22 protein-coding genes and 2 tRNA genes are annotated in these 23,333 nt (G+C 67.8%); 11 read left to right on the top strand and 13 right to left on the bottom strand.

Annotated elements, in window-relative coordinates; all coding sequences use genetic code 11:
* The coding region (locus VGD44_RS19775; RefSeq protein ID WP_331090096.1) for an AMP-binding protein at positions 1–1,042 on the top strand (1,042 nt) is incomplete at its 5' end.
* 20 nt (positions 1,043–1,062) lie between these two features.
* On the opposite strand, the gene VGD44_RS19770 is transcribed toward VGD44_RS19775, so the two are convergent.
* Complete coding sequence (locus tag VGD44_RS19770; RefSeq protein ID WP_331090095.1) at positions 1,063–1,581, bottom strand: GNAT family N-acetyltransferase; 519 nt, start codon at positions 1,579–1,581, stop codon at positions 1,063–1,065.
* Positions 1,582–1,598: 17 nt separating this feature from the next.
* Here VGD44_RS19770 and VGD44_RS19765 point away from each other — a divergent pair, with 17 nt between their 5' ends.
* Positions 1,599–2,048, top strand: a complete 450-nt coding sequence (locus tag VGD44_RS19765; RefSeq protein WP_331090094.1) for a MaoC family dehydratase — start codon at positions 1,599–1,601, stop codon at positions 2,046–2,048.
* Positions 2,049–2,059: 11 nt separating this feature from the next.
* Complete coding sequence (locus tag VGD44_RS19760) at positions 2,060–2,473, top strand: VOC family protein (protein WP_331090093.1); 414 nt, start codon at positions 2,060–2,062, stop codon at positions 2,471–2,473.
* A gap of 6 nt (positions 2,474–2,479) precedes the next feature.
* On the opposite strand, the gene VGD44_RS19755 is transcribed toward VGD44_RS19760, so the two are convergent.
* Positions 2,480–3,322, bottom strand: a complete 843-nt coding sequence (locus VGD44_RS19755) for a serine protease (protein WP_331090092.1) — start codon at positions 3,320–3,322, stop codon at positions 2,480–2,482.
* Between the two features lie 312 nt (positions 3,323–3,634).
* Between VGD44_RS19755 and VGD44_RS19750 the strand changes: the two genes are divergently transcribed.
* The 4 genes from VGD44_RS19750 (at position 3,635) to fixJ (ending at position 8,516) form a co-directional block, all read left to right on the top strand.
* Positions 3,635–5,722, top strand: a complete 2,088-nt coding sequence (locus tag VGD44_RS19750; protein ID WP_331090091.1) for a S9 family peptidase — start codon at positions 3,635–3,637, stop codon at positions 5,720–5,722.
* The gene (locus VGD44_RS19745; RefSeq protein ID WP_331090090.1) at positions 5,719–6,264 is read left to right on the top strand and encodes an N-acetyltransferase family protein; all 546 of its coding nucleotides are present in this window, start codon (positions 5,719–5,721) and stop codon (positions 6,262–6,264) included. The genes VGD44_RS19750 and VGD44_RS19745 overlap by 4 nt, the downstream gene beginning before the upstream one ends.
* Before the next feature lie 268 nt (positions 6,265–6,532).
* Positions 6,533–7,939, top strand: a complete 1,407-nt coding sequence (locus VGD44_RS19740) for a PAS domain S-box protein (protein ID WP_331090089.1) — start codon at positions 6,533–6,535, stop codon at positions 7,937–7,939.
* On the top strand, positions 7,923–8,516 hold the full coding sequence (gene fixJ, locus VGD44_RS19735; RefSeq protein WP_331090088.1) for a response regulator FixJ: 594 nt from the start codon (positions 7,923–7,925) through the stop codon (positions 8,514–8,516). Before VGD44_RS19740 ends, fixJ begins: the two co-directional genes overlap by 17 nt.
* On the opposite strand, the gene VGD44_RS19730 is transcribed toward fixJ, so the two are convergent.
* From VGD44_RS19730 to VGD44_RS19715, 4 genes are all read right to left on the bottom strand, one after another.
* A complete protein-coding gene (locus tag VGD44_RS19730; RefSeq protein WP_331090087.1) occupies positions 8,513–9,340 on the bottom strand; it encodes an ATP-binding protein in 828 nt (275 codons plus the stop codon). The genes fixJ and VGD44_RS19730 overlap by 4 nt on opposite strands.
* A gap of 203 nt (positions 9,341–9,543) precedes the next feature.
* Positions 9,544–10,242 (bottom strand): response regulator transcription factor, encoded by a 699-nt coding sequence (locus VGD44_RS19725; protein ID WP_331090086.1) that lies wholly within the window; start codon positions 10,240–10,242, stop codon positions 9,544–9,546.
* Positions 10,243–10,247: 5 nt separating this feature from the next.
* Complete coding sequence (locus VGD44_RS19720) at positions 10,248–10,676, bottom strand: response regulator (protein ID WP_331090085.1); 429 nt, start codon at positions 10,674–10,676, stop codon at positions 10,248–10,250.
* Positions 10,677–10,919: 243 nt separating this feature from the next.
* Positions 10,920–10,993, bottom strand: a tRNA-Gln gene (locus tag VGD44_RS19715).
* 143 nt (positions 10,994–11,136) lie between these two features.
* Here VGD44_RS19715 and VGD44_RS19710 point away from each other — a divergent pair.
* Positions 11,137–11,213 (top strand) — tRNA-Pro (locus tag VGD44_RS19710).
* A gap of 407 nt (positions 11,214–11,620) precedes the next feature.
* Here VGD44_RS19710 and VGD44_RS19705 read toward each other — a convergent pair.
* On the bottom strand, positions 11,621–12,622 hold the full coding sequence (locus VGD44_RS19705) for a sensor histidine kinase (protein ID WP_331090084.1): 1,002 nt from the start codon (positions 12,620–12,622) through the stop codon (positions 11,621–11,623).
* 248 nt (positions 12,623–12,870) lie between these two features.
* Between VGD44_RS19705 and VGD44_RS19700 the strand changes: the two genes are divergently transcribed.
* Complete coding sequence (locus tag VGD44_RS19700) at positions 12,871–13,179, top strand: hypothetical protein (RefSeq protein ID WP_331090083.1); 309 nt, start codon at positions 12,871–12,873, stop codon at positions 13,177–13,179.
* A 239-nt stretch (positions 13,180–13,418) separates the two neighbouring features.
* Positions 13,419–14,492 carry a sensor histidine kinase gene (locus VGD44_RS19695; protein WP_331090082.1) on the top strand — a complete coding sequence of 358 codons (1,074 nt, stop codon included), beginning with the start codon at positions 13,419–13,421 and terminating at the stop codon, positions 14,490–14,492.
* Positions 14,493–15,636: 1,144 nt separating this feature from the next.
* On the opposite strand, the gene VGD44_RS19690 is transcribed toward VGD44_RS19695, so the two are convergent.
* The 6 genes from VGD44_RS19690 to VGD44_RS19665 form a co-directional block, all read right to left on the bottom strand.
* A complete protein-coding gene (locus VGD44_RS19690; protein ID WP_331090081.1) occupies positions 15,637–16,506 on the bottom strand; it encodes a GNAT family N-acetyltransferase in 870 nt (289 codons plus the stop codon).
* Between the two features lie 23 nt (positions 16,507–16,529).
* A complete protein-coding gene (locus VGD44_RS19685) occupies positions 16,530–17,279 on the bottom strand; it encodes a cupin domain-containing protein (protein WP_331090080.1) in 750 nt (249 codons plus the stop codon).
* A gap of 208 nt (positions 17,280–17,487) precedes the next feature.
* A complete protein-coding gene (locus VGD44_RS19680) occupies positions 17,488–18,687 on the bottom strand; it encodes a DUF1624 domain-containing protein (protein WP_331090079.1) in 1,200 nt (399 codons plus the stop codon).
* A gap of 84 nt (positions 18,688–18,771) precedes the next feature.
* On the bottom strand, positions 18,772–20,349 hold the full coding sequence (locus VGD44_RS19675) for an ABC transporter substrate-binding protein (RefSeq protein WP_331090078.1): 1,578 nt from the start codon (positions 20,347–20,349) through the stop codon (positions 18,772–18,774).
* Positions 20,350–20,413: 64 nt separating this feature from the next.
* On the bottom strand, positions 20,414–20,842 hold the full coding sequence (locus VGD44_RS19670) for a RidA family protein (protein WP_331090077.1): 429 nt from the start codon (positions 20,840–20,842) through the stop codon (positions 20,414–20,416).
* A complete protein-coding gene (locus VGD44_RS19665) occupies positions 20,842–22,032 on the bottom strand; it encodes an alanine racemase (RefSeq protein ID WP_331090076.1) in 1,191 nt (396 codons plus the stop codon). Before VGD44_RS19665 ends, VGD44_RS19670 begins: the two co-directional genes overlap by 1 nt.
* A gap of 78 nt (positions 22,033–22,110) precedes the next feature.
* Here VGD44_RS19665 and VGD44_RS19660 point away from each other — a divergent pair, with 78 nt between their 5' ends.
* Complete coding sequence (locus tag VGD44_RS19660) at positions 22,111–23,025, top strand: LysR family transcriptional regulator (RefSeq protein WP_331090075.1); 915 nt, start codon at positions 22,111–22,113, stop codon at positions 23,023–23,025.
* Positions 23,026–23,333: the final 308 nt, after the last annotated feature.

Genomic DNA, 23,333 nt, shown 5'->3' with positions numbered 1-23,333 from the left:
GAAGGGGATCAAGCCGCCGCTCACCGGCCTGGCGATAGACGAGGTTCCCGGCATGGGCGGCATCGCGCAGATGCTGTTCGGCTTCCCCGAGACGCCGGTCTACCTGTCGCCCGCGCCGCTCTATCACGCCGCCCCGCTGCGTTGGACCATGGGCGTGCACCGCTCGGGCGGCACGGTGGTGGTGATGGAGAAGTTCGATCCCGAGCAGGCGCTGGCCCTGATCGAGCGCTACAGGTGCGACTGCGGCCAGTTCGTGCCCACCCACTTCGTGCGCCTGCTGAAGCTGCCGGAGGAAGTGCGGGCCCGCTACGACCTCTCCTCGATGAAGTCGGCGGTGCACGCCGCCGCGCCCTGCCCCGTGCCCGTGAAGGAGCAGATGATCGCCTGGTGGGGGCCGGTGATCTACGAGTACTACGCCGGCACCGAGGGCAACGGCTTCTGCTACGTCACGGCCCAGGACTGGCTGGCCCACAAGGGTACGGTTGGGCGCGCGGTGATCGGCGAACTCAGGATTTGCGGCGAGGACGGCGAGGCGCTGCCGCCGCGCAGCGAGGGCGTCGTCCACTTCGCCAACGGCCCGCCGCTCAGCTACCACAACGCGCCCGAGAAGGTGGCGGAGAACACCAACCGGCACGGCTGGACGACGCTCGGCGACGTGGGCTGGGTGGACGAGGAGGGCTTCCTCTACCTCACCGACCGCAAGAGCTTCATGATCATCTCGGGCGGGGTGAACATCTATCCGCAGGAGATCGAAAACCTGCTGATCGGGCACCCGAAGGTGGCCGACGTGGCCGTGGTGGGCGCGCCGCACGAGGAGATGGGCGAGCAGGTCGTGGCGGTGATCCAGCCCGCCGACTGGGCCGAGGCGGGCGACGCGCTGCGCGACGAGCTGATGGCCTTCGCGCGAGCGAACCTCAGCCACGTGAAGGCGCCGCGGAAGCTGGACTTCATGCAGGAGCTGCCGCGGCACCCGACCGGGAAGCTCTACAAGCGCCTGATCCGGGACACGTACTGGGGCAAGGAAGGCTCGCGGATCGTCTGAGGCGCTGCCGCCGTGTGGCCTCAAAGCGCGAGCCGCATCCGCGGCAGCCACCTCCCCGGAATCGCGCCGGACGGCGAGCGGCCGAACGTTTCGAAGCCGAGCCGGGCGTAGATCGGCTCGGCGTTCGGGTCGGCGTCCACCTCCAGCACCTCGGCGCCGGCCGCACGGGCGGCGGCCAGCAGCTCGGCCATCAACAGGGTCCCGATCCCACGGCCCTGGAGCCGCGGCTCCACGAAGAACTCCTCCACCTCCGCTCCGCGTTCGAGGCTGAGGGCGATCAGACCGGCCAGGACGCCGTCGGCCTCGGCGACCCAGACGGTCCAGGCGGCCAGCCGTTCCGGCGTCATGGTCAGGTCGTCGCGGGAGGCGGCCATGAAGGCGTCGTCATATCCCCAGGACGCCTTGGCGCGCAGGGTGAGCTCGGTGAGCGCCTGTGCTTCGTCCGCCCGGGCGTGCCGGACCGTGATGCCCTCGGCCATCTGACGCCGCGTCCGCCTTGCCCTTGTCCGAACAGATGTTAGACGCAGAGCTTCGAACACACGAGGGAGTGACGAGAATGAACCCGGTCGAGATCAAGGACCTGCCCGGCATGGTGGGCCAGGAGGTGGGCGTGTCGGACTGGGTCCTCATCGACCAGGACCGGGTCAACAAGTTCGCCGACGCCACCGGCGACCACCAGTGGATCCACGTCGACGTCGAGCGCGCCACCAAGGAGATCGGCGGCCCGATCGCCCACGGCTACCTGACCCTCAGCCTGATCCCGTTCCTGGGCGCCGGCATGCTGCCGGTGAAGGGCGTGACACGTGGCATCAACTACGGCTCGGACAAGGTGCGCTTCATCAACATGGTCCGCGTCGGCAAGCGCGTGCGCATGCGCCAGAAGCTGATCGGCGCCGAGCCCAAGGCCGGCGGCATGCAGATCAAGAACGAGTGCACGATCGAGATCGAGGGCGAGGCCAAGCCCGCCTGCATCGCCGAGACGATCTCGGTGGTCTACGGCGGCTGAGCCGCTTAGCCGTGCGGGGAGCGATCCACCACCTGGACCTCACCGTGAAAGACCCCTGGGCCAGCCGCGGCTTCTACGCGGCGGTCCTGGGGTTCATGGGCTATCGCGAAGTCGCCGACCACGAGCGCGGCTTCGATTACGACCTGGAGACGCCAGAGGGCTTCACGTCCATCGGGATCATGAAGGCGGCCGGTCCGCACGCCGAGCGTGCGCACGACCGCTATTCGCCGGGGCTACATCACGTGGCCTGGACGGCGGAGAGCCGCGAGGACGTCGACCGCCTCTACGCCCTGCTGCTGGGGATTGGCGCGACCATCCTGGATCCGCCCGCCGACTACCCGCGCTATGGCGACGGCTACTACGCCGTGTTCTTCGCCGACCCGGACGGGCTCAAGCTGGAATACGTCTACAAGCCGCGGGGCTGAGCTGCGTCAGCGCCCCGACTCGTCCGCCGCGGCCGTTCGGGCGCCCTGGACCGCCGGTTCGATGACCGGGACCTCGGCCACCGTGGACGGCGCCAACGATCCGGTCAGCAGGTCGATCGTCTCGCGGATATACTTCGCATGGGTGACGATGCCGATCTCGAGGCGCTCGGAATTCAGCTCCACCTGCTGGGTGAGCAGGCCGGCGATGAAGCCCGGATCGGGCGCCTTGTCCGACACGGGCGTCAGGCCCGTCGGGTTCTGCTGGCGGCTGATGAACACCGGCCCGCCCGAGTTGCCCGGGAACACCGAGAAGTCGAGCAGGAAGGTCGGGTAAGACGTCGCCGGGCCCAGCGGATAGCTGGCCACGCGGCCCGAACGCAGGATCGGGAAGCCCGCCGAGTTGGCCGACAGGCCGCGCGGGAAGCCCAGCGCCATCATCTCGTTTCCGGCGCTGACCTGGTAGGCGTCGAACGTGTCGTCCTTGGCCAGGTAGCTCACCGGTATCGCCGCCTTGGCGAACTCGGGCGGAGCCTTGATGACCATGGCGGCGACGTCGCGCGTCGGATGGTTCGTCCAGAGCTGGGCGCCGTCCTTCTCGCGGATCTTCACCGGCTTGGGCGAGTACGACCACGTGCCGTCCGCGCTCGAAATCCGGTACCCGATCCGGGCGTCGGACAGCTGCATCTTCTGCAAGACGTGATTGGCGGTGATCAGAACGGTGCGCGGCTTGCCGTCCGGCCCCGGCGCGGAGATCAGGAAACCTGTCCCCACAGTCCGCGTGCCGTCGCCCAGCGGTTGCTCCAACTGGACGGTCGCGTTGATCAGTTCGACCGCAAGGTCCATGACCATGCCGGGCCCCTAAACTCGAATTACCCCTCGCGTCTTTGATGCGCGATCTCGATGCATAAATAGTGAATCACGGAACTCCGTCTGCCCACAAGTCGCCACAATGTCCTGCGGCGGGGCGTCGCGTGCGGAAGCGCGCACCCCACGGAAAACACTGTCTTTTCAGCATACGAAGGCCCGACGCCCACAGACGCCAAAATTGTGGCGAACGGGGCCTGCGGCAATGGCGCGCGGCGTCGCATTCGATCACGCCTTCGTGGGGTTCCGCGCGCCAGCGGGGATGACACCGGCGGGCGGGCATCGCATCTAGCGGCCATGACCCTGCCAAAGCCTCCCGTCGCCACCAAGAAGCCCCACCGCATCGAGCAGCTCGGCCGCGTCCGGACCGACGACTACGCCTGGATGAAGGACGACAACTGGCAGCAGGTGCTGCGCGACCCGAAGGCGCTGCGCGCCGACGTGCGCGAGCACCTCGAGGCCGAGAACGCCCACACCAAGGCCGTGCTGGCCGGCACCGAGGACCTGCAGGCCAAGCTGTTCGCCGAGATGAAGGGCCGCATCAAGGAGGACGACTCATCGGTCCCCGCCCCCGACGGCCCGTTCGACTACTACGTCCGCTACGACCTGGGCGCCGAGCATCCCGTGCACGGCCGGCGCCCGCGCGGCGCGGCCGAGGGCGAGGAGGTGCTGCTGGACGAGGAGGCGCTGTCGAAGGGCAAGGCCTACTTCCACGTGGGCGGCGCCCACCACAGTCCCGACCACAAGCTCTACGCCTGGGCCGCCGACGAGCAGGGCTCGGAGTACTACCAGGTCCGGGTGAAGGACCTGGCGAGCGGCGAGGAAGTCGGGCCGCCGATCGAGAGCGCCTACGGCGACTTCTGCTTCTCGCCGGACAGTCAGTGGCTGTTCTGGATCTGGCGCGATGAGAACGCCCGGCCCGCCAAGGTCTTCCGCCGGCCCGCGCGGGGCGGCGAGGACACCCTGGTCTACGAAGAAAAGGACGAGGGCATGTTCCTGGGCGTGGGCGTCGCGGCCGACGACAGCCACGTGTTGATCCACGTCGGCAACCAGGAGACCACAGAGCTCTGGCTGATCCCCGCCGCCGACCCGACCGCCCAGCCGGTCGTGGCCGAGCCGCGGCAGGTGGGCGTGAAGTACGCCCTCGACCACTGGACCGACCGCTGGGTGATCCGCACCAACGCCGACGACGCGGTGGACTTCAAGCTGTGTGTTTCAGAGGCGGCGGTTCCGGCGCGCGGGACGTGGCGCGACTGGATCCCGCACCGACCCGGCCACTACGTCGTGGGCTTCTCGGCCTACGCCGGCCACCTGGTTCGCGCCGAGCGGGTGAATGCGCTGGACACGCTGGTGGTCACCTCCCGCGACGGAGGCGAGCACGTCGTGGCCTTCGACGAGGAGGCCTACGCCCTGAACCTCGAGGGCAGCTACGAGTACGACACGACCGTAATGCGGTTCGTCTACCAGTCGCCGACGACGCCACGGCAGTGGTTCGACTACGACATGGCCACCCGGACCCGGACGCTGCGCAAGACCCAGGAGGTGCCGTCCGGCCACGACCCGGCCCGCTATGTCGCCAAGCGGCTGTTCGCCAAGGCCGCCGACGGCGCCGAGGTCCCGATCACGCTCTTGATGCTGAAGGACACGCCCCAGGACGGCTCGGCGCCGGTGCTGCTCTACGGCTACGGCAGCTACGGCCACGCCATGGAGCCCAGCTTCTCGATCCGCAACCTGAGTCTCGTCGACCGCGGCTGGATCTGGGCCACGGCGCACATCCGCGGCGGCTCGGACAAGGGCTGGGGCTGGTTCCTCGACGGGCGCAAGGAGAAGAAGCCCAACACCTTCACCGACTTCATCGCCTGCGCCGAGCACCTGGTGGCGGAAGGCTATGCGTCGAAGGGGCGGATCGCGGCCTACGGCGGATCGGCCGGGGGCATGCTGATGGGCGCGGTGGCCAACCTGCGCCCCGACCTCTGGGGCGCGATCATCGCGGCGGTGCCTTTCGTGGACGTGCTGAACACCATGAGCGACACCACCCTGCCGCTGACGCCGCCCGAGTGGCCGGAGTGGGGGAACCCGATCGAGGACGCCGCGGCCTACGACCTGATCGAGAGCTACAGCCCCTACGACCGCGTCTCGGCCCAGCCCTACCCGCCGATCCTGGCCACCGGCGGCCTGTCGGACCCGCGCGTCACCTACTGGGAGCCGCAGAAGTGGGTCGCCAAGCTGCGCGACCACACGACAGGCGACGCCCCCATCCTGCTCAAGATCAACATGGAGGCGGGCCACGGCGGCGCATCCGGCCGTTTCGATTTCCTGAAGGAGATCGCATTGGACTACGCCTTCGCCATCTGGGCGCTGGAGGGGAGTTGGAAGGCGACATGATCGTACGGGGGGCGACGGCGGACGACGCAGAGGCGCTGGCGGCGATCTACGGCCACCACGTGCTGCACGGCTTCGGCACCTTCGAGGAGGAGCCGCCCTCGCCGGCCGAAATGGAGAGCCGCCGGGCGGCCATCGCCGGCCGCGGCCTGCCCTACGTGGTGGCGGAAGAGGCCGGTCGCGTGCTGGGCTTCGCCTACGCCGCGCCGTTCCGGCCGCGGCAGGCTTATCGCTACACCCTGGAGGACAGCGTCTACATCGCCCCCGACGTCATCGGCAAAGGCGTGGGCCGCGCGGCGCTCTCGGCCGTGATCGCCGAGTGTGAGGCGCTGGGGATCCGCCAGCTGGTGGCGGTGATCGGCGACAGCGGCAACGCCGCCTCGATCGGCCTGCACCGCGCGCTGGGCTTCGTGGACGCCGGCGTGGGGAAGAGCTTCGGCTTCAAGCACGGCCGCTGGGTCGATATCGTCTGGATGCAGAAGTCGCTGAACGGCGGAGATCAGACGACACCCGATACACCCGGCGTCAGACTGTCGGGAAGCTGACCCAAGAATTCGCCCCAACAGTTGTAAGACAGTTCTGACATTCGCCTTACGGGTGAAAATCCCGAGAGGTGGCTACCCTTATGTAACTGTACGTAATTGCTTAGGTTGAAGAAGTTCTGCACAACTTAACCGCCGGTTCGGGGCCGGCGGGAATGTAGAATACATGCCTGGGTTGTGGACGGGAAATCGCACAACCGAAGTGGCGAACTTGGGCTTTGGTCTCGGCGTACTTCGCGGCCAGCTCCTGGCGATCGGCGTCTCCGTGGCCATGCTGGCCGCGGCGTTTGTACTGCGCCCGGTCCTCGGCCACTCGGTGTACCTGCTTTGTGCGCCGGCGATGCTGGCGTGCGCGCTCGTGGGCGGACCGGCCGCGGCCCTGACCTCGACCGCCATCATGGCCGTGGGCGGCTTCGCCCTGGACAGCCTCAGCGGCATCGAGCCGCTTGAACGCGCCGTCCGGGTCGCCGTCTTCCTGCTGCTGGGCGGCGGCGCGGCGTGGGGCGTGCGGCGGCTGGTGGCCGAGCGCAACGCCGCCGCCGGGCTGATCGCCGACCAGGCCGAACGCGAGGAGCTGCTGCAGTCCAGCCTCAACATCGTCGCCGACGCCGTGGTGCTGATGGACGACCGCGGCGAGATCCAGAGCTTCAGCCACGCCGCCGAGCGCCTGTTCGGATGGACCGCCGAAGAGATCGTCGGCCAGACCTTCAACCGCCTGATGCCGCCCGGCGAGGACGGCGACCTGACCGGCCCGACGGCCGAGGACGTCCCGGGCAGCTATCGTCAGGTGACCGGCCTGCGCAAGGACGGCGAGCGCTTTCCGATGGAGCTGCGCATCGGCGAGGTGGTCGTCGGCGGCCGGCGTCTGCTCACCATGGTCGTGCGCGACCTCACTTCGACCCAGGAGGCCGAGCGCCGGTCCGAAGAGTTGCGCGCCCAGCTGACCCAGGTGTGGGCGGCCAACTCGATGGGCGAGATGGCCTCCGTGCTGGCGCATGAGCTCAACCAACCGTTGTCCGCCGTCGCCAACTACCTGCGCGCTGCGCGCAACCTGATCGCCCGCATGGAGCTGGACGACGACGACCTGATCGACGCAGTCGCGCGCGCCGGCGACCAGGCCGTGCGGGCCGGCGAGATCATCCGCACGATGCGCGACCTAGCGACGCGGGGCGGCACTCTGCAGAAGCCCGAGAGTCTGTCGGCGATCATCGGCGAAGTGGACTTCATCATTTCGCTGATGGCGCGCGATGCGAATGCCCGGATCGTCTACGATCTCTTCAAGGGCGATGACATCGTGGTGGCCGATAGGATTCAAATTCAACAGCTTGTGGTTAACCTGGCGCGCAACGCGATCGAAGCTGTGACGAAGTACCCGAACCGCCAGATCAACATTTCAACGCGGCTCGACGACGCAAATCAGCTTGTGACGACTGTCGAGGACAGTGGTCCCGGCGTCGACGCTTCGGTCGCTGAGCGGCTTTTCCAGCCCTTGGCCAGCACTAAGCCCGAGGGCATGGGGCTAGGCCTCTCGATCTCCAGTGCTATAGTCGAAAATCATAAGGGACGGATTTGGGTCGAACCCAGCCGCCTGGGTGGCGCCGCCTTTAGTTTTGTCCTGGCGCGGGCAGGTGATGATGGTGGCGACAACGGGCGAACGAACGGTGTTCGTCGTCGATGACGACGACGCGGCGCGGGATTCGCTCGTCATGCTGCTCAAGTCGGATGGCCTGACCACCAAGGGCTTCGCCTCCGCCCACGAATTCCTCGCCAAGTTCGACACCGGTCTGCGCGGTTGCGTGGTCACCGATCTGCGCATGCCGAGCATGGACGGCATCGAGCTGATCCGCGAACTGAAGGCGCTGGGCTGCCTGCTACCGGTGATTGTCATCACGGGCCACGCCGACGTCAGCCGCGCCGTCGACGCCATGAAGGCGGGCGCCACCGACTTCATCGAGAAGCCCTACGAGGCTGAGCAACTGCTCCGCGCCGTCCGGGCCTGCCTCGAAGAGAACGACGCCGCAGTCGACGCCAACGCCACGCGCACCCGCGTCCTGCGCCGCCTGGAGAGCCTCACCGGCCGCGAGCGCCAGGTGCTGGACCTGATCATCGAAGGCGCCTCGAACAAGATCATCGCCTCGACGCTCTCGATCAGTCCGCGCACGGTGGAGATCTACCGCGCCAACGTCATGTCGAAGATGCGCGCCGAGAGCCTGTCCGACCTGATCCGCTCCACGATCTCGGCGGGCGCGGCCTAGGCGATCGGCAGGTAGATCGTGGCCGTCGTACCGCGGCCTTGCGCCGACACCAACTGCAGCGCGCCGCCGGCGGCCTCGGCGAAGGCCTTCACGCCGGCCAGGCCCAGGCCGGTGCCGCCGCGGCCCTTGCGGGTGGTGAAGTAGGGCTCGGTCGCGCGCGCCAGGGTCTCCGGCGACATGCCGATCCCGCGATCCTTCACGGACAGCGCCGCGTAGCAGCCCGCCTCGAGGCCGAACGCCCGGGCGGCGTCGGCGGTCAGTACGACCGGCGTCGCCGAGACCTGGATCGCCCCGCCCTTCGGCATGGCGTGGCCGGCGTTGACGCAGAGGTTCAGGAGCGCCGATTCCAGGCCGGCGCGGTCGGCGCGACAGGTGAGTGGCGTCGGCATGGCCATGGCCACCACAGTCACGTCGGCGGGCGTCGAGACGTTGGCCAGCCGGCTCACCGACACCAGGGCCTCGGCGCAGTCGACCGGCGCTTGCTCCGGCGCGGCGGGCGCCGAGAGCGCGGCGATGCGGTCCAGCAGCTCGGCGCCCTTCTCGGCGGCGTCCAGGCTGATCTGGGCCAGCTCGCGGGCGTCGGAGCCTTCGGGCAGGGCCGCGGCCAGCGCCTCGTTGGCGGCCAGGATCACGCCCAGCAGGTTGTTGAAGTCGTGGGCCAGGACGCCGGTCTGGCGGTGCAGGGCCTCCAGCCGGCGCTCGGCGTCGGAAGGGCGCTCGGCGCGCTTGGGCGCAGCGGCGCGGACGCGGCGGCGGGCGGCGCGATCGGAGCGAATCGAGCCCTCGCCCGTCACCTTCCCGTCCGCGAATGCCCTGAACGCCATCGGCGTCGTCCCCGTCCCAACCAAGGCTGAATTGTGGCCTCGATAGAACCACACCCTGGGGTGGCACGGCACCCCGAGGCGAACACCTAAGTAGTTCTACATAGTGGCGAATTGTCAGAGCCGCACCGCCCACGCCAAAGCGGCCGCATCCGAAGATGCGGCCGCTCCGACAGGGTGCTTACTAGGGGTGTGCGAGGTGGGGATCAGGCCGCCAGCTGGTTCTCGGGCTTGGCGTCGCGCAGCATGTAGCCGCCGCCCCAGACGGTCTCGATCTGGCTGTCGCCGCCGGCCGCCGTGGCGATCTTCTTGCGCAGCTTGCAGATGAACACGTCGATGATCTTGGCCTCGGGCTCGGAGAGGCCGTTGTAGAGATGGTTGAGGCAGGCCTCCTTGGTGAGGACCGTGTTCTTCCTGAGCGAGAGCAGCTCCAGCATCTTGTACTCGCTGGGCGTCAGGTGGATCTGCTGGCCCGCCACCTCGGCGCTGCGGGTGTTGAGGTTCAGCGCGATGGCGCCGGTGCGGATGATCGAGTCCGTGTGGCCCCGCGAGCGGCGGACGACCGCCGTCAGGCGCGCCGACAGCTCGGCCTTGTGGAACGGCTTGGTCATGTAGTCGTCGGCCCCCGCGGCCAGGGCATTGACCTTGGTGTCCACGTCGGTCGTGCCCGACAGGATGATCACCGGCGTGGCGTTCTTCTTCATGCGCAGCTCGCGCAGCGCCTCGATGCCGCTGATGTCCTCGAGGTCGATGTCCATCAGGACGACGTCGTAGTCGTAGAGCTCGACCAGTTCGACGCTCTCTTCGCCCGAGGCGGTGTGGGTCACGTTGTGGCCCAGCCCCGAGAGGATCAGCTTGACGCTCTTGGCGGTGGATTCGTTGTCTTCGACGAGGAGGATGTGCATCGGTTTCAGGCTCCCAGATCGGAAATGGTTTCGTTGGCGATGACGGACTTCGAGATCTTCATGAGCTCGGACATGCGGAACGGCTTGGCGAGGACGGCGTCGGCGCCGAGGTGGCGGGCCCAGCCCAGGTAGTCGGCGCCGCGGGCGCGGCCGGCGCCCGAGATCGCGATAACCTTCGGCGGCCGCGCCGCCTGCTTGATCGCGCGGATGGCGCCGATGCCCTCGATGTCGGGCATGACGATGTCGGTGACCACCAGGTCGGGCCGGTGCGCGCCGGCCATGCGGATGCCCTTGCGGCCGTTGTCGGCGGCGACCGTGTTGTAGCCGGCCTGCTGGAACGCCATCGACATCAGGCGCAGCAGCGCCGGATCGTCGTCGATGATGAGAACCTTGCCGCCCATGTCGCTCCCCAGCTCCAGCGAACGACCGGGCACGAAGGGGCCGCGACGATCCGGGGCTGTCCCGACGCCCCCCGGCGCCAGGTCCCTGGACCATCTGAAAGGGCCGTCTTCAGCCGGTGTTCAGTATGGTTAACGACGACTAAGAACCACACTGATTCGGGGTCGGGAAATCCGGGGCGATTGCTTAAGTAGATTCCCGGGTGACAGCCTGTCGCATCTACGTGGGGTTGTGCTTTGAGATTCCCAAGGCGCCGCTTGGGCAGGCGCCGCGGACCGTGGCTGGGGAACTAGGACTCGAACCTAGAATGACGGTACCAAAAACCGCAGTGTTACCATTACACCATTCCCCAGCAGGAACGGCCGCGAGGCGGGTTGCGCCTCGGAGGCGCGGGAAATAGCGCAGCAGGCCGGGGGATGCAACGCCCCTGATGAAACGTCGCATTGGCCGGCTTGCGGGGGTGAAAACGCTCCTCTATAAGGCCCGCTCCCAAGTCGGAGTGTGGCTCAGTCTGGTAGAGCACCGCGTTCGGGACGCGGGGGTCGCAGGTTCAAATCCTGCCCCTCCGACCATTCATTTCCCCGAGACAATGCGCCTGCCAGAGGCGCCCCGAATAGTCTCAAGAAGTCCGCGACATGCTGGGAATCCGGGAGCCAGGTTTGGCTCTCCGTACGCCCGATCTCGGCCGAACCCCGCCGAACGTCCGCCGCGCTCTCTGGCCCCATTCCAAAAGTGTGGGTTTCGGTCCTCCTGCCATCCCAGGAGGCTCCGGCGGATGGCGGTTGGTCTCGCGCCACTAACGTCGGTCGATTTCCTGAGAACAGGGAAAGGAACAGGGAATGCGCTCTTCGCTGGCGGGCCCGTCGCAGGCGTCAAGAGAGCTGAAGCCACTGGCCCGCAACGAACTCCACGTTGGCCGCGCAAGGGCGCCGGGAGGCGTGAGCAGGGAAATGGCCGCACTGAATCAGCGAATGCGCGGCTAGGCGGCCAACCTGTCCTTTCTCAGGCGCAAGGTCGCGACGAGTCCGCTTTCCTGCCAGTCGTAGGATAGCGCGCCGCCCAGATCGTGCGCGATGCTGCGCGAGATCAGCTTGCTCCCGAACCCATGCATGTCTGGGGGGCCTGAGATATGCGGACCGCCCGTTTCGGCCCAGACGACGAATACGTCACGGTCATCGGTGGTGCTGGAAATGTCGAGTATTCCGCACCCGGCCGACAAGGCGCCGTGCTTGACCGAGTTGGTCGCCATTTCGTGGATGACCAGCGCCAAGGTCGTGGCGGTCTTCTCTCCCACCCCCATCCGCGGAACAGCGACCCTGATCCGGCCCGCAAATGCGCCGGGATCGTCATAGGGCGCGAGTAAGACCGAGAACAGGTCACCCAGCAGAACCGCCTTGCCTTCGTGACCCGGCACGGGTCGAACAAGGTCGTGCGCCCGCCCCAGCGCCGTCAGGCGTTCGGTGAGCACTTCAGCCATGTCGGAGATCGACGTCGTGGACTGCGACGTGATCCGCGTCAGGCCCGCGGCGATCGCGAGCAGGTTCTTGACCCGATGGCTCATCTCTCCGGCCAGGAGTTCGTGGCCTTCCTCGGCCTGTTTGCGTCCGGTCACGTCCAGGAAGATGCCGAACATCACCCGATCGACGATGCCTTCGTCCGCCCCCTGTCCCCGCGCCGAGATCCACCGCACGTCGTCGCCCAGCATGATACGGAAATCGATCTCATACGGCCCTGCCACCGAGCGGGTCGCCGTGAAGGCGGCGCGAACACGATCGCGGTCGGCGGGGTGAACGTGGGCGGACAGCTCTTCGAAGGCGACCTCTTTCGACCAGGCCAAACCCCACAGGCCGAAAGCCCGCTCATCCATGGTGAACCGGTCCGTATCGACCTGCCACGACCAAAGCGCGACGCACGCGGCGTCGATCGCCAGCCGCAGGTGTTCCGGTCGCCATACGAGGGAGGCGGCTTCCTGCGCGGACAAGCTATTGTACTCCTGGTGGAACTGCGCGGATGGGCGTGCGGAACCACCTTGGGCACATCCGCCAGGTTTGGGCCATGGTCAGGAAGTTCGGCGCGGGTCGTCGCGACGCTCAATTGCGGCGGGTGAAGGTCCACAATCCTCCGGACGGCGGACCTCCGAACCTCTCCGGCGGTGGAACTCGTTGATGTTGCTTGCGTAGTAGAACAGGTCGCGCGCTGTCGAGCGGAGACCAATCTCCAGGAGGTCCCATGCGGATCGCGGGCATAGGCGTTTCAACGGTCTTCCTGGGTCTTGTCGGGTGCAGCCAGCCGCCAGATACCGCGCAAGAGAGGTCGGCCAAGGTCGCCGAAGCGGCCCGTGAAGCTTCTGTCGCCGCAAACGACGCGGAAGCGGCTGCGCAACAGGCCGCCTCAGCGGCAGCTGACGCGGCCACCGCTTCGACGCCCGCCGCGAGCAAGGCCGCTGGCGATGCTGCGGCGGCCGCGGGCGAGCAGGCCAGGAAGGCTGGAGACGCTGCGGCCGACGCCGGCGAGAAGGCTCAGAGAGTCCAGCAGTAGAGGCCTCGCGAGGTGCGGACCGTGGCCGAGCTCCTCAAACAGGACGTTCGCGGCAAGCAGCCTGGGGTCCGCTTCGTGGACGGATGTTGGAGCGAGCCAAAGGAAACTTGCAGATGGTTCGCGGCGCTGTACCTGCGTCGGGTGTGTTATGGTGCGGTCGCTGGCGGGTGTGACCTTGCCTGGCATCGACCGGGTATGTCTTTCGCTCCGCGAGGCTCCGGTGTTTTGAAGGGACAGCCGTGGCTGCCCGCCTAACCGTTGATCCGGACACTGGCCTTGGCCTGGCGCTGGCCGTTGTCTCCTCATCGGCCGCACCGTTGGTCCTGCTCGACGGGGACTTCGCCGTCGTCGCCGCGAGCGCTTCGTTCTTCAGCGCCTTCGACATCGCGCCGCACGAGGCCGTCGGCCAGTCGGTCTTCAACTTGCACGCCGGTGAATGGAATATTCCTCAGTTCCGCGCGCTCCTGAAGGCGACGGCCGCAGGGAGCGTCCAGGTCGACGCCTACGAGATGGACCTTAGGGGCGACCGCGCCGTCCCGCGGCGCCTCGTCGTCAACGTCCAAAAGCTGTCCTATGGCGAACCCGACCAAGTGCGCCTTCTGCTGTCGGTCGCCGACGTCACCGACGCGCGCATCTCCGACAAGCTGAAGGACGACCTGCTCCGTGAGAAGGCCGTCCTGCTTCAGGAGATCCAGCACCGAGTGGCCAACAGCCTGCAGATCATCGCCAGCGTCATCCTGCAGAGCGCACGCAAGGTGCAGTCGGAAGAGACGCGCGAATACCTCAGAGACGCTCACAACCGGGTCATGTCCGTGGCGAGCCTGCAGCAACACCTCGCGCAATCGGGGCTCGGCGAAGTGGCGCTGCGGGCCTACCTCGATCAGCTCTGCGAGAGCATCGGCGCGTCGATGATCCGCGACCACGACCAGCTCCAGATCCAGGTCATTGCCGACGACAGCCTGGTTGCGGCGGACGTCTCGATCAGCCTGGGGCTTGTCGTCACGGAGTTGGTGATCAACTCGCTGAAGCACGCCTTCCCAGGCGGCCGGCAGGGCAAGATCGTCGTGCGGTACACATCGCATGGGCCCAACTGGACGCTGTCGGTCGCGGATGACGGCGTCGGGATGCCGAAGGACGCGCCCAGCGCGACCGCCGGCCTGGGGACCAACATCGTGGCCGCCCTGGCCAAGCAGCTTGACGCCCACGTCCAGGTCGCCGACGCCCACCCGGGGACGACCGTGTCGCTCATTCACTCGCAGTTGGCTGTGGTCGACGCGGAGGCCGGGGATCATTCCCGAAGTCGGCAAGGCTGAGCCGCCGCTAGCTGAGAGCCGGCGCCGCGACGCGCGTCTGTCCTGGCCGGCCGAGCCGACCCCGGCCTTTTTCAACGAAATCCGCCACGAGGAGACGTTCAAGCCCGGAAGCGGACTCTCATCCAAGCTAGAGGTCGCTGCTGTCTCGGCCTGCTGTTCTTTGTACCGCTGCTGGACGATGCGCCGCTTCTCTTTGGCCTCCGGCAGTTCGAGTATCTCAAGGAGGCGTTCGGTCGGCGCCACCGTCCCTAGTCCAACAGGCAGTCGCCCTCATTGGCTCGAGCTTGCCGCGGCCGACAGCGGACGAGCGCTCGCTCGTGTTTACTCGCCTATGGTGGGCCGCATTCCGGCACAAGCGCCACTGCGGCCGTTCCTGCCGATTGTGGACACTTTTCAGCAACATTGCCGCGTGGCGCGCCGGCAAATGGGGTCTTCAACCCCGTGGCCCGCGATACGCTCGGCATAGCCAAAAGCGTGGGCTCGGATCCGAAAGGTCGGCCGCAGCCCAAGGAGTGAAATCGAGATCTGGGTGATCGCAGATCCCCTCGATGTCTCCACCGGTCTGCCGGCGCAAGCGCATCAGCACTCGCCGGGTGGGACGTCGACGCAGAGGAGCCCAACGGATGCTGACAGCGAGCGAGAGGCCGCACCTGCGATCGAGCGCCACGCTCGGCCGCGTGGAGCACCAGGGGCGGTGCGCGGCCGTGAACGGAGTGCCCGACATTTGTACCTGCGGCGCCCTGTTCAGGGGTGACGCCGTTCCCGCAGCGCCGCCCTGCGGGCGCCCTGCAGGGGAAGTACCTGTTGCGGACAGTCGCCGCCTCTGCGGAACGGTCGCGCGTCCGGCCTGGGAGGCCAATCAGCGCCGGACCTGGTGAACTTCACGGCGCTTCACCCTGGGCGCGGATGGCGGACAGCCCACAGGCAGACCGGTGGCGGCGCACCGCTCTCCAATAGGGCGCCTATGGTCACGAACAAAATAATCAACTCGCTGTATGGATCGGATTGGTGAAGGTTGCGGCCCAAGGAGCCGCCAATGCCCGCCACCCCGTCCCGCCATCGACTGGCCGGAACGCGGACGCCTTCAATGGCCGCTTGGCGCCATGCGGCCGCGCGCCTTCCCGTGATCCCCTGCTTCCGGAATTCATCCGAGCGACTGGCTGGCGAGGGCGAAGAGCTTGGATTGGGCGCTCTGCCGCGGAGGCTCGCCGAGCGTCATCGCCACGACCTGGTCGACCTGCGGCAGGCCGATCGTCTCCAGCCACGGGGACAGCCCACAGGCGGATGTCACGTCCAGGCGGACGAACCGACCGGCATGCGGCGCGGCCAGGGCAGAGATGAGTCCGCGCGCTTCCGCCGCGGTCTCGGCGACCACGGGGCCGATCACGATGCCGCGGCCCCACCTACGCGCGCAGCCGTAGCCGCACACGACACCGTCCCGTTCGACGACTCGGATCTCGCTGATCCCGAACAGCGCGTCGATCAGGGTCGCGCGTTCCATTCCGCTGGCGGCAAGATCTAGCCTGCGGATCGTCTCGAGATCGGCTGCCTGGAAAGGTCGTGTCGCGGATGCCGGATCTGGCGCCGGCGCTCGCGTGAGCACGGCCTGGTGCTGATGCACGTGCCCGCTCTCGACAAAGCCAACCGACTTGTAGAGCGAGAACCCCTCGCGCGTTGAGTTCAGGATCATGGAACGGCCCGCAGCATCGGCCAGCAGGGCTTCCATCAAGGTGCGGCCAATACCCATTCGCTGCGCATCCGCCGCGACAATGATCATGCCCGCGGAGGCATGATCCTGGCCGTAAGGCCACCACAGCGCCGTGCCGGCGAGGCGTGCGTCGATCTCGACCGCGAACCCCCGCCCGAGCGCGAGCGCGAAGGCCCAGTCCTCCAGCCGATAGGGCCACTGCAACGCCTGCGAGAGCGCGAGAGCCTGCGGCAGGTGCTCGGGATTGAGCGCGACCGGCCTCAGGGAGTGTCGTTCCGCAGTCTGCTCGCTGATGCCTTCGCCCACCTGTGTCCCCTTGTCTGATGCGGCTAGGCGGGTCGGTATGTGCAATAGATCTTCTTCACGTATTCGCGGCTTTCCCACGAGGCGCCTCCGCCTTGCTCGAAGAGGACGACGTCACCTGCGCCGAACGTTCCTTCGCGCCCGGCGGCGTCAACGAACGTGACGGAGCCCTCGAGCAAGCGCATGAGTTCATAGTGCCGGAACGTGATCAGTCGGCGCTTGTAAGGCGTCGAATCCCAGGTTCCGCAGACGAGCTCCCCGCTTCCGGAACGATAGTCAGTGTGGTTTCGACACGCCGGCGTGGGTCCGATCAAAACGTCGGGCGCCGGCGGATTGGATGGCGCGAGCGGCGCGCCTTGGTCGATCCGGACTGGCCCGTCAGCGCCCGCACCACCTCCCCCCGTGTAGCGCATGAGCACCAGTTTGCCGCCGCGATCGCTTCGCCAGTCCAGCGGGCGTTCGCGGACCACCACACCGGCCTCGCCGGCGGTCAGCGCACATTGCACGCCGGACTGTTCGAGCGTGATGTCACCTTCCAGGACGAGCACGAACTGGTCGCCCGGGAGACGGGTTCGGCCAGAGTCGCCACGCTGAACTTGCGCGATCTCTAACGTGATCGGTCCCTCCGGAAGCGGGAGGCGCCGCCGATCCGGGAAATAGCCATCAACGCCCGATTCTTCTTCGACCGGCGGCCATTGCTCGGATGTCCGAAGCACGTCGACAAAGCCGGCGACGCGATCGGTGTGCGCGACCTGATCAGCAAGCATCTCGTTCATTCACATCGCTCCAAAGCGACCTGGCCAACGCGCCCGTCGCGCGATCCTTGGTAAGGCGTCGACGCTCGCCGTCCGGGCGCCACGCCTGGATCGGCTCCACACTCTACGAGAGAGCCTTGGAGCGCCGGCGCCGGGAAGCGGCCCGCATCATGTGCATTCTGCCAAATTCGCGGTCTCCGCCGGCATGGCGTTTCGGTCGCCCGAAGCGCTAGAAGTATTTGAGCCACGCGATGTCCCGGCGACGCCTTTTCAGGCGAGAGAACCACACGACAGGGAAATATAGCGGCACGAGGAGGCCAACGTACCAGACCAGAACCCAGTTATAGCTGCTGACGCCGAAGAATTCGCCGTGGTTCTGCCCCCAAATCGCAAGCGCGATATGGTACAAGATGCGAAGCACCGTAAGGTGGAAGATGTAGAAGAACATCGGCGCGCCACCGAAGACAGCAAGCGCGCTTATGACCGCGCTATCGCGCACCCGCTCGAAGGCGACGAGCAGCAGAGCGCCGACGCCGAGAGTTGGCAGCAGGAAGAGAAGCGACGGCGGATACTTGGTCAGGGAGACGAAGCTCATGACCGTCCGCAACGGGCTTCCCTCGACGACGAACCACGGCTGGTCGCCGTAGACGTTGATCCCGCGCAGCACGAGGAAGGTCGCGAGCATTCCGGCGCCCAGCGCGAGCAGCCGCTTCTGGCGAGCCTCAGGCGCAACGTGCGGCAGGAACCACGGACCGATCCCGTACCCGAGCAGTATCACGCCGATCCAGGGCAGCACCGGATAGGTGGTTTTCGCAACGGCGCCGAACGGCAGGGCGATCAGGTCGCGCTGATGCAGCTGCGCCCACAGCGCGTAGAGCGGATTTCCAGGCTGGAGGTGGATTGGATCGAGCAGGTTGTGGCCGCAGACGATCGCCAGGCCCAGGCCGATCAAGGCGGGGCGCGGCAGCCGCATGAGCGCGGCGAGCGCGATCATGGAAAGGCCGATGCACCAGATGACCTGCAGCCAGAACGTCGGCGTGGTCGTCCAATAGATCGGCGAGAGATAGAAGACTTCGATCGCCATGAGCAGCAGGCCACGCTTCACCAGGTAGGAGGTGGTCTCCTCGACCGTGTGATTGCTGCGGAACAGGAAGACGCCCAGGCCGGTCAGCGCCACGAACACCGGCGCGCAGAGACTGACGGCGAGACGGGCGAAGGCGACCGCCGGCAAGGCCGTGCGGGCGTCGACCGGGTCCGCGACGGGCACATACAGGAACCAGGTCTCACGGACGTGGTCGAGCAGCATCAGCACCATCACGAAGCCACGCAGGGCGTCGATGTTTTGTAGGCGCACGCGCGCAGCCGGAACCGCGTCCCTGACGGCGCTCGCCGCGAGCGGGCGAGATGCGATCGAGGCTATTCTGCCCATGTTCCGCTCCCAATCACCTTCGACGGCAGCCCCCGGGCCGCCTTGCGACAGGGCCCACAGATGTGGCCCAAGATGCCCTTCACCTCAGCCATCCCACCAGACATGGTCGCCGAACGCGTAGCCCATGAGGCCCCCGATCGGGATCGGGAACACGCCCTTCAGCCGCGAGTCGAAGGCGTCGACCAGGCTGATGAAGACCGGGATGCCGATCCCGCTGCCGTCATGCACCATCGCCTGCAGGTCGCCGTACATCTGCTTGCGCCGGGCCTCGTCAGCCTCGCCGCGCGCCGCGAGCAGCAACTGGTCGAAGTGGGGATTCTTCCAGGCGGACTCGTTCCAATTGGCGTCGGACTTGAAGAAGAGGCTGAAGAGCAGGTCCGCGGTGGGCCTGGGGTTGGTGTTCCCGAAGGTCAGCGGGTGCTTCATCCAGTGCGTGGAGTAGTAGCCGTCGGACGGCACCCGGTTGACCGCCAGCCGCATCCCGATCTTTGCCGCCGCCTCCTGGAGGATCGAGGCCATGTCGACCGACCCGGTGGCCGCCGGTGAGGCGTACATCGGCAACCGCACGTTCAGGAGGCCCGCCCGCTTCAGCAGGAAGCGGGCCTTGTCGGGATCATAGGTCCGCTGCGGCAGGTCCGGGAAATGGTAGGGGTGCCCCGGCGGGATCGGCTGGTCGTTGCCGATCTGGGCGTAGCCGCGGAACAGCGCCTTGCGGATCAGCTCCCGGTCCAACAGGTGCTTCATGGCGAGGACGAAGTCAGGATGGCCTGTCGGCAGCCGGTCCAGCCGCATGATTAGATCGGTGTAGAGCCCCGAGCGGGTCTCGAGGATCTGGTGCTTGCCGGTCGCGCGGACGCGGCGTGTGGAGCGTGCGTCCACGGCGTTGATCAGCTGCACGTCGTCGGAGAGCAGCGCATTCACCCGCGAGACTTCGTCGGGGATGCCGATGAGTTCCACCTCGTCGAGGTACGGCCGGCCGTCCTTCCAGTAGTTGGGGTTCCGCGACACGACGGTCCGAACGCCCGGGGTGAAGGTCTTCAGCCGGTAGGGGCCGCAGCCGTTGGCCGTGCGGAAGTCCGTGGTTCCGTCCTTGACGATCAGGAAATGCGAGGTCGCGAGGACGGCCGGAAGGTCGGCGTTCGGACCCGTGAGCCGGACCTGCACCTCCCGTGATCCCGTCGCCTTGGCCTCGGCGATTTGGTCGGCGATGGTCTTCGCCTTGGAGGCGACGCCCAGGTCCTTGTGGCGGAGCAGCGAATAGACGACGTCCTGCGCCGTCAGGGTCGAGCCGTCGTGGAACTCCACGCCGCTGCGCAGGCGGATATGCCAAGTGGTTCGGTCCGAGGTCTCGATGGCCTCGGCAAGCGCCAGCTGCGGCTTCAGGTGCGTGTCGAGCGCGGTCAGCCCGCTGTAGAGCAGATTGTGGCGCGCGTAGTCGGTGGAGATCGCGCCCTTGGCGGGATCCAACGTGTCGGCCTGGGAGCTCGAGGTGCTCGCCACCCGTATGCGCCCGCCGCGACGGGGCGGTCCGGTGGGCGCAGGCGGCGCCTGTGTCTGGGCCGCGGGTCCGCCGGCCCCGCTGCGGCCGCAGCCGACGAGGCCCGTCGCGCCCAGCGCCCCCAGGCCTAGCGCCGCCGTCCGCCGGGTGAGGATGTCGCTCATCAGTGCAGCCGGTCCTGCAGCCGGTACCAGGCGCCCACGAGGGGCAGCCAATAGGACGTCAGCTTCATGGGACGCTCCGCGGCTGTGAAGCCGCCTCGGCTTCCCGCGGAGCGGCGGCGATGGCGTCGATCTCCATCAGATAGCCGTAGTGCAGCTCGGGCACGGGCACGACGCTGCGCGCCGGCCGCGCCTCGCCCATGACCTCGGCGTAGATCGCGTTGAAGCGGGGCCAGTTCTCCACGCCGACGAGGTAGGCCGTCACCTTGACCAGGTGGCGCGGCGAGGCGCCCGCGGCGGCGAGCACGGCGAAGAGATTGGCGAGCGTCTGCCGCGCCTGGTCCTCGAACGGAAGCTCGGCCGTGTGACTGCCGTCCGGGCGCGCGCCGAGCTGGCCCGAGACATAGATCAGCCCGCCGTGCGCGATGGCGGGGCTGTAGTGGCCGGCAGGCGGTTGGGCTCCCGGCACGGCGATCGGGCGCGGATCGTCCGCCATCACCATCCCCGCATCCGCGGCCAGCGCGCCTCGACGACCGGCGACGCGCCACGCACCACGTTATACGCCTCGTGCTGAGCGGCGGTCGCGCAGGCGTGGTTGGGCAGGATACGCACGCGGGCGCCGACGGGCAGGTCCGGCAAGGGCTGGTCGCTGCCCGCGCGGATGGCCAGGATCCCGTGCTCCTGGCTGGCCTCGGCGACGAGCAGGTCCGGATAGGGGCGCCCCTCCAGGTCGCAGACCAAGCCGTAGCGCTGGTCGACGGCTTGCGAAGCTGTCCCGCGGTCCCGCGAGAGCGCCATCCAGCCCGCGTCGATGAGGATCCAGCCCTTCTCCGGCTTTCGGCCGATGACGGTGGCCAAGACTGAGACGGCGATGTCGTCCAGGGTGCAGACGCCGATCCCGTGCATCACCAGGTCGAAGAACATGTAGACGCCGGCGCGCATCTCGGTGACGCCGTCGAGCTTGCGCGCGAAGTGCGCGGTGGGCGTCGAGCCTACGCTCACCACCGGGCATTCATGGCCGTCGCGGCGCAACCGCGCCGCCGCGGCCACGGCCGCTGCGCGCTCGCCCTCCGCCGCTTCGGCCAGCGCGTCCGGCGTGCGCAGGCCGTACGACTCGCCGGCATGCGTCAGCACGCCCACGAGCTCGACCCCGCCGTCCCTGAGCCAAGCCGCCACATCGCCGATTGCCGCGTCGCCCGGGACGAGGCCGCCACGGTGTCCGTCGGAGTCGATCTCGATCAACGCGGCCGGGCTCACGCCCAGCGCGGCGCCGGCGGCGGCCAGGGCGCGCGCCTGGTCGACGGTGTCCAGCACCACCTTGAGGTCGACGCCTTGCCCACGCAGCCGAAGCGCCCGCTCCGCCTTGCCTGGGGCGAGGCCCACGGCATAGGTGATGTCGGAAAAGCCGTGGCTTGCGAAGTATTCCGCCTCGGCGAGGGTCGACACGGTGATCGGCCCGGGCGCCTCCGGGTAGAGCCGCCGCGCCACGTCGACCGACTTTGCGGTCTTCAGGTGCGGCCGCAGCGACACGTCGAACTTGGCGAGCCGGCCGCGCAGCCGCGCAATGTTCCGCTCCATCCGATCTTGATCCAGCACAAGGCTGGGGGTCTCCAGCTCGACCAGGGTCGCCGGCGCGTCGACGGGGAGCTTGAGTAGCGTCGTGTCGTTCACGGTCCGATGCCCCATCAGTTCACTCGCATCTTGCGCCTCAGCCGCAATGCCTGCAATTAAAGCCACCTGCATTGTAGATTAAGGCCAGCCTTAATGCTGACGTCCGACGACCTCGCCTTCTTCGGGGTCCTGGCGGGGTCTTCCTCGCTGGCGGAGAGCGCGCGGAAGCTGAACGTGACACCGCCCGCGGTCACGCAGCGTCTCCGCGCGCTGGAAGCCCGTCTCGGGGTCCGTCTCGTCGACCGTTCCGCGCGACAGCTCAGCCTGACCGACGAAGGCGCGCTCGTCGCCACCCACGGCCTCGTTGTGAGCGATGCGTTGGAGTCGCTCACCGAGGCGCTGGCCGAGCGCAAGGGAACGGTGAGCGGACACCTCCGGATCGCGGCGCCCCACGGCTTTGGTCGCATGCACGTGGCGCCCGTCGTCGGCGCGTTCGCGCGCATGCACAGCGGCGTAACCGTCGCCTTGGAGCTGTCCGACTATCCCGCCGCGCGATTGATCGAGACCTGCGACGTGGTCATCCACATCGGTCCGCCCGGCGCGCCGAGCCAGATCGTGACGACCTTGGCGCCGAACCGGCGAATCCTCTGCGCAAGTCCGAGATACGTTGAGGCCGCATCGCCGATCCAGACCCCGGCGGACCTCGCCCGCCACCGCTGCCTGGTGGTGCGCGAAAACGATGAGGACGTAACCCTCTGGCGACTTCAGCGGTCGCGCCATGAAACAGCGACGGTGCGGATCCGTCCGGCGATGTCGAGCAACGATGGAGCCGTGGTCCGCGACTGGGCGCTGGGCGGCCTGGGCGTCACCATTCGTTCGGAATGGGATGTTGCGGGCGACCTTGCCAGCGGCCGGCTAAGGCAGGTCCTGCCGGACTGGGAAGCCCCGGCGGCCGACGTCGTCGCCATGCTTGGGGCGCGCCATGGCCGAACCACACGCACGACGGCCTTCCTCGCCCTCCTGCGCCAGGCGCTGACGCCTGCGCCCTGGCGGGCCGCCGCCGGCTAGTCGCCGAGGATGGCCTTGGTCTCGAGATGATCCTCCAGGCCGTAGACACCGTGTTCGCGCCCGCTGCCTGAGCGCTCATGGCCGACGAACGCAGCCTAACCCCATCAGCATCCTCACGGCGGAAGAGCTCTGCGGGACCGGATCGGGGCCGCCGCGCCGGCGCCAAGTGGCGGGCTTCGAACGTGCGAGGCAAGGACCCACCTAGGTCGAGCCGCTTCGGACGTCGAAGGGGTCTCTGCCGGGCACCGGTCCGGGCGTGCCGAGCGAGACGAGCGCCCCTGTTGGGGAAGCAACCACATTCCGAACCA

The organism is Phenylobacterium sp., from assembly GCF_036402295.1.
Lineage (GTDB): Bacteria > Pseudomonadota > Alphaproteobacteria > Caulobacterales > Caulobacteraceae > Phenylobacterium.
This window is presented reverse-complemented; position numbering and strand designations above follow the sequence as displayed.

Excerpts from the sequence above, each read along its gene's own strand:
- VGD44_RS19765 (WP_331090094.1), top strand. The coding sequence starts at position 1,599 with ATGAACCCGGTCGAGATCAAGGACCTGCCCGGCATGGTGGGCCAGGAG.
- VGD44_RS19685 (WP_331090080.1), bottom strand. The coding sequence starts at position 17,279 with ATGAACGAGATGCTTGCTGATCAGGTCGCGCACACCGATCGCGTCGCC.
- VGD44_RS19660 (WP_331090075.1), top strand. The coding sequence starts at position 22,111 with ATGCTGACGTCCGACGACCTCGCCTTCTTCGGGGTCCTGGCGGGGTCT.
- VGD44_RS19665 (WP_331090076.1), bottom strand. The coding sequence starts at position 22,032 with ATGGGGCATCGGACCGTGAACGACACGACGCTACTCAAGCTCCCCGTC.
- VGD44_RS19700 (WP_331090083.1), top strand. The coding sequence starts at position 12,871 with ATGCGGATCGCGGGCATAGGCGTTTCAACGGTCTTCCTGGGTCTTGTC.
- VGD44_RS19750 (WP_331090091.1), top strand. The coding sequence starts at position 3,635 with ATGACCCTGCCAAAGCCTCCCGTCGCCACCAAGAAGCCCCACCGCATC.
- VGD44_RS19670 (WP_331090077.1), bottom strand. The coding sequence starts at position 20,842 with ATGGCGGACGATCCGCGCCCGATCGCCGTGCCGGGAGCCCAACCGCCT.
- VGD44_RS19755 (WP_331090092.1), bottom strand. The coding sequence starts at position 3,322 with ATGGTCATGGACCTTGCGGTCGAACTGATCAACGCGACCGTCCAGTTG.
- VGD44_RS19680 (WP_331090079.1), bottom strand. The coding sequence starts at position 18,687 with ATGGGCAGAATAGCCTCGATCGCATCTCGCCCGCTCGCGGCGAGCGCC.
- VGD44_RS19740 (WP_331090089.1), top strand. The coding sequence starts at position 6,533 with ATGCTGGCCGCGGCGTTTGTACTGCGCCCGGTCCTCGGCCACTCGGTG.
- VGD44_RS19725 (WP_331090086.1), bottom strand. The coding sequence starts at position 10,242 with ATGCACATCCTCCTCGTCGAAGACAACGAATCCACCGCCAAGAGCGTC.
- VGD44_RS19745 (WP_331090090.1), top strand. The coding sequence starts at position 5,719 with ATGATCGTACGGGGGGCGACGGCGGACGACGCAGAGGCGCTGGCGGCG.
- VGD44_RS19675 (WP_331090078.1), bottom strand. The coding sequence starts at position 20,349 with ATGAGCGACATCCTCACCCGGCGGACGGCGGCGCTAGGCCTGGGGGCG.
- VGD44_RS19730 (WP_331090087.1), bottom strand. The coding sequence starts at position 9,340 with ATGGCGTTCAGGGCATTCGCGGACGGGAAGGTGACGGGCGAGGGCTCG.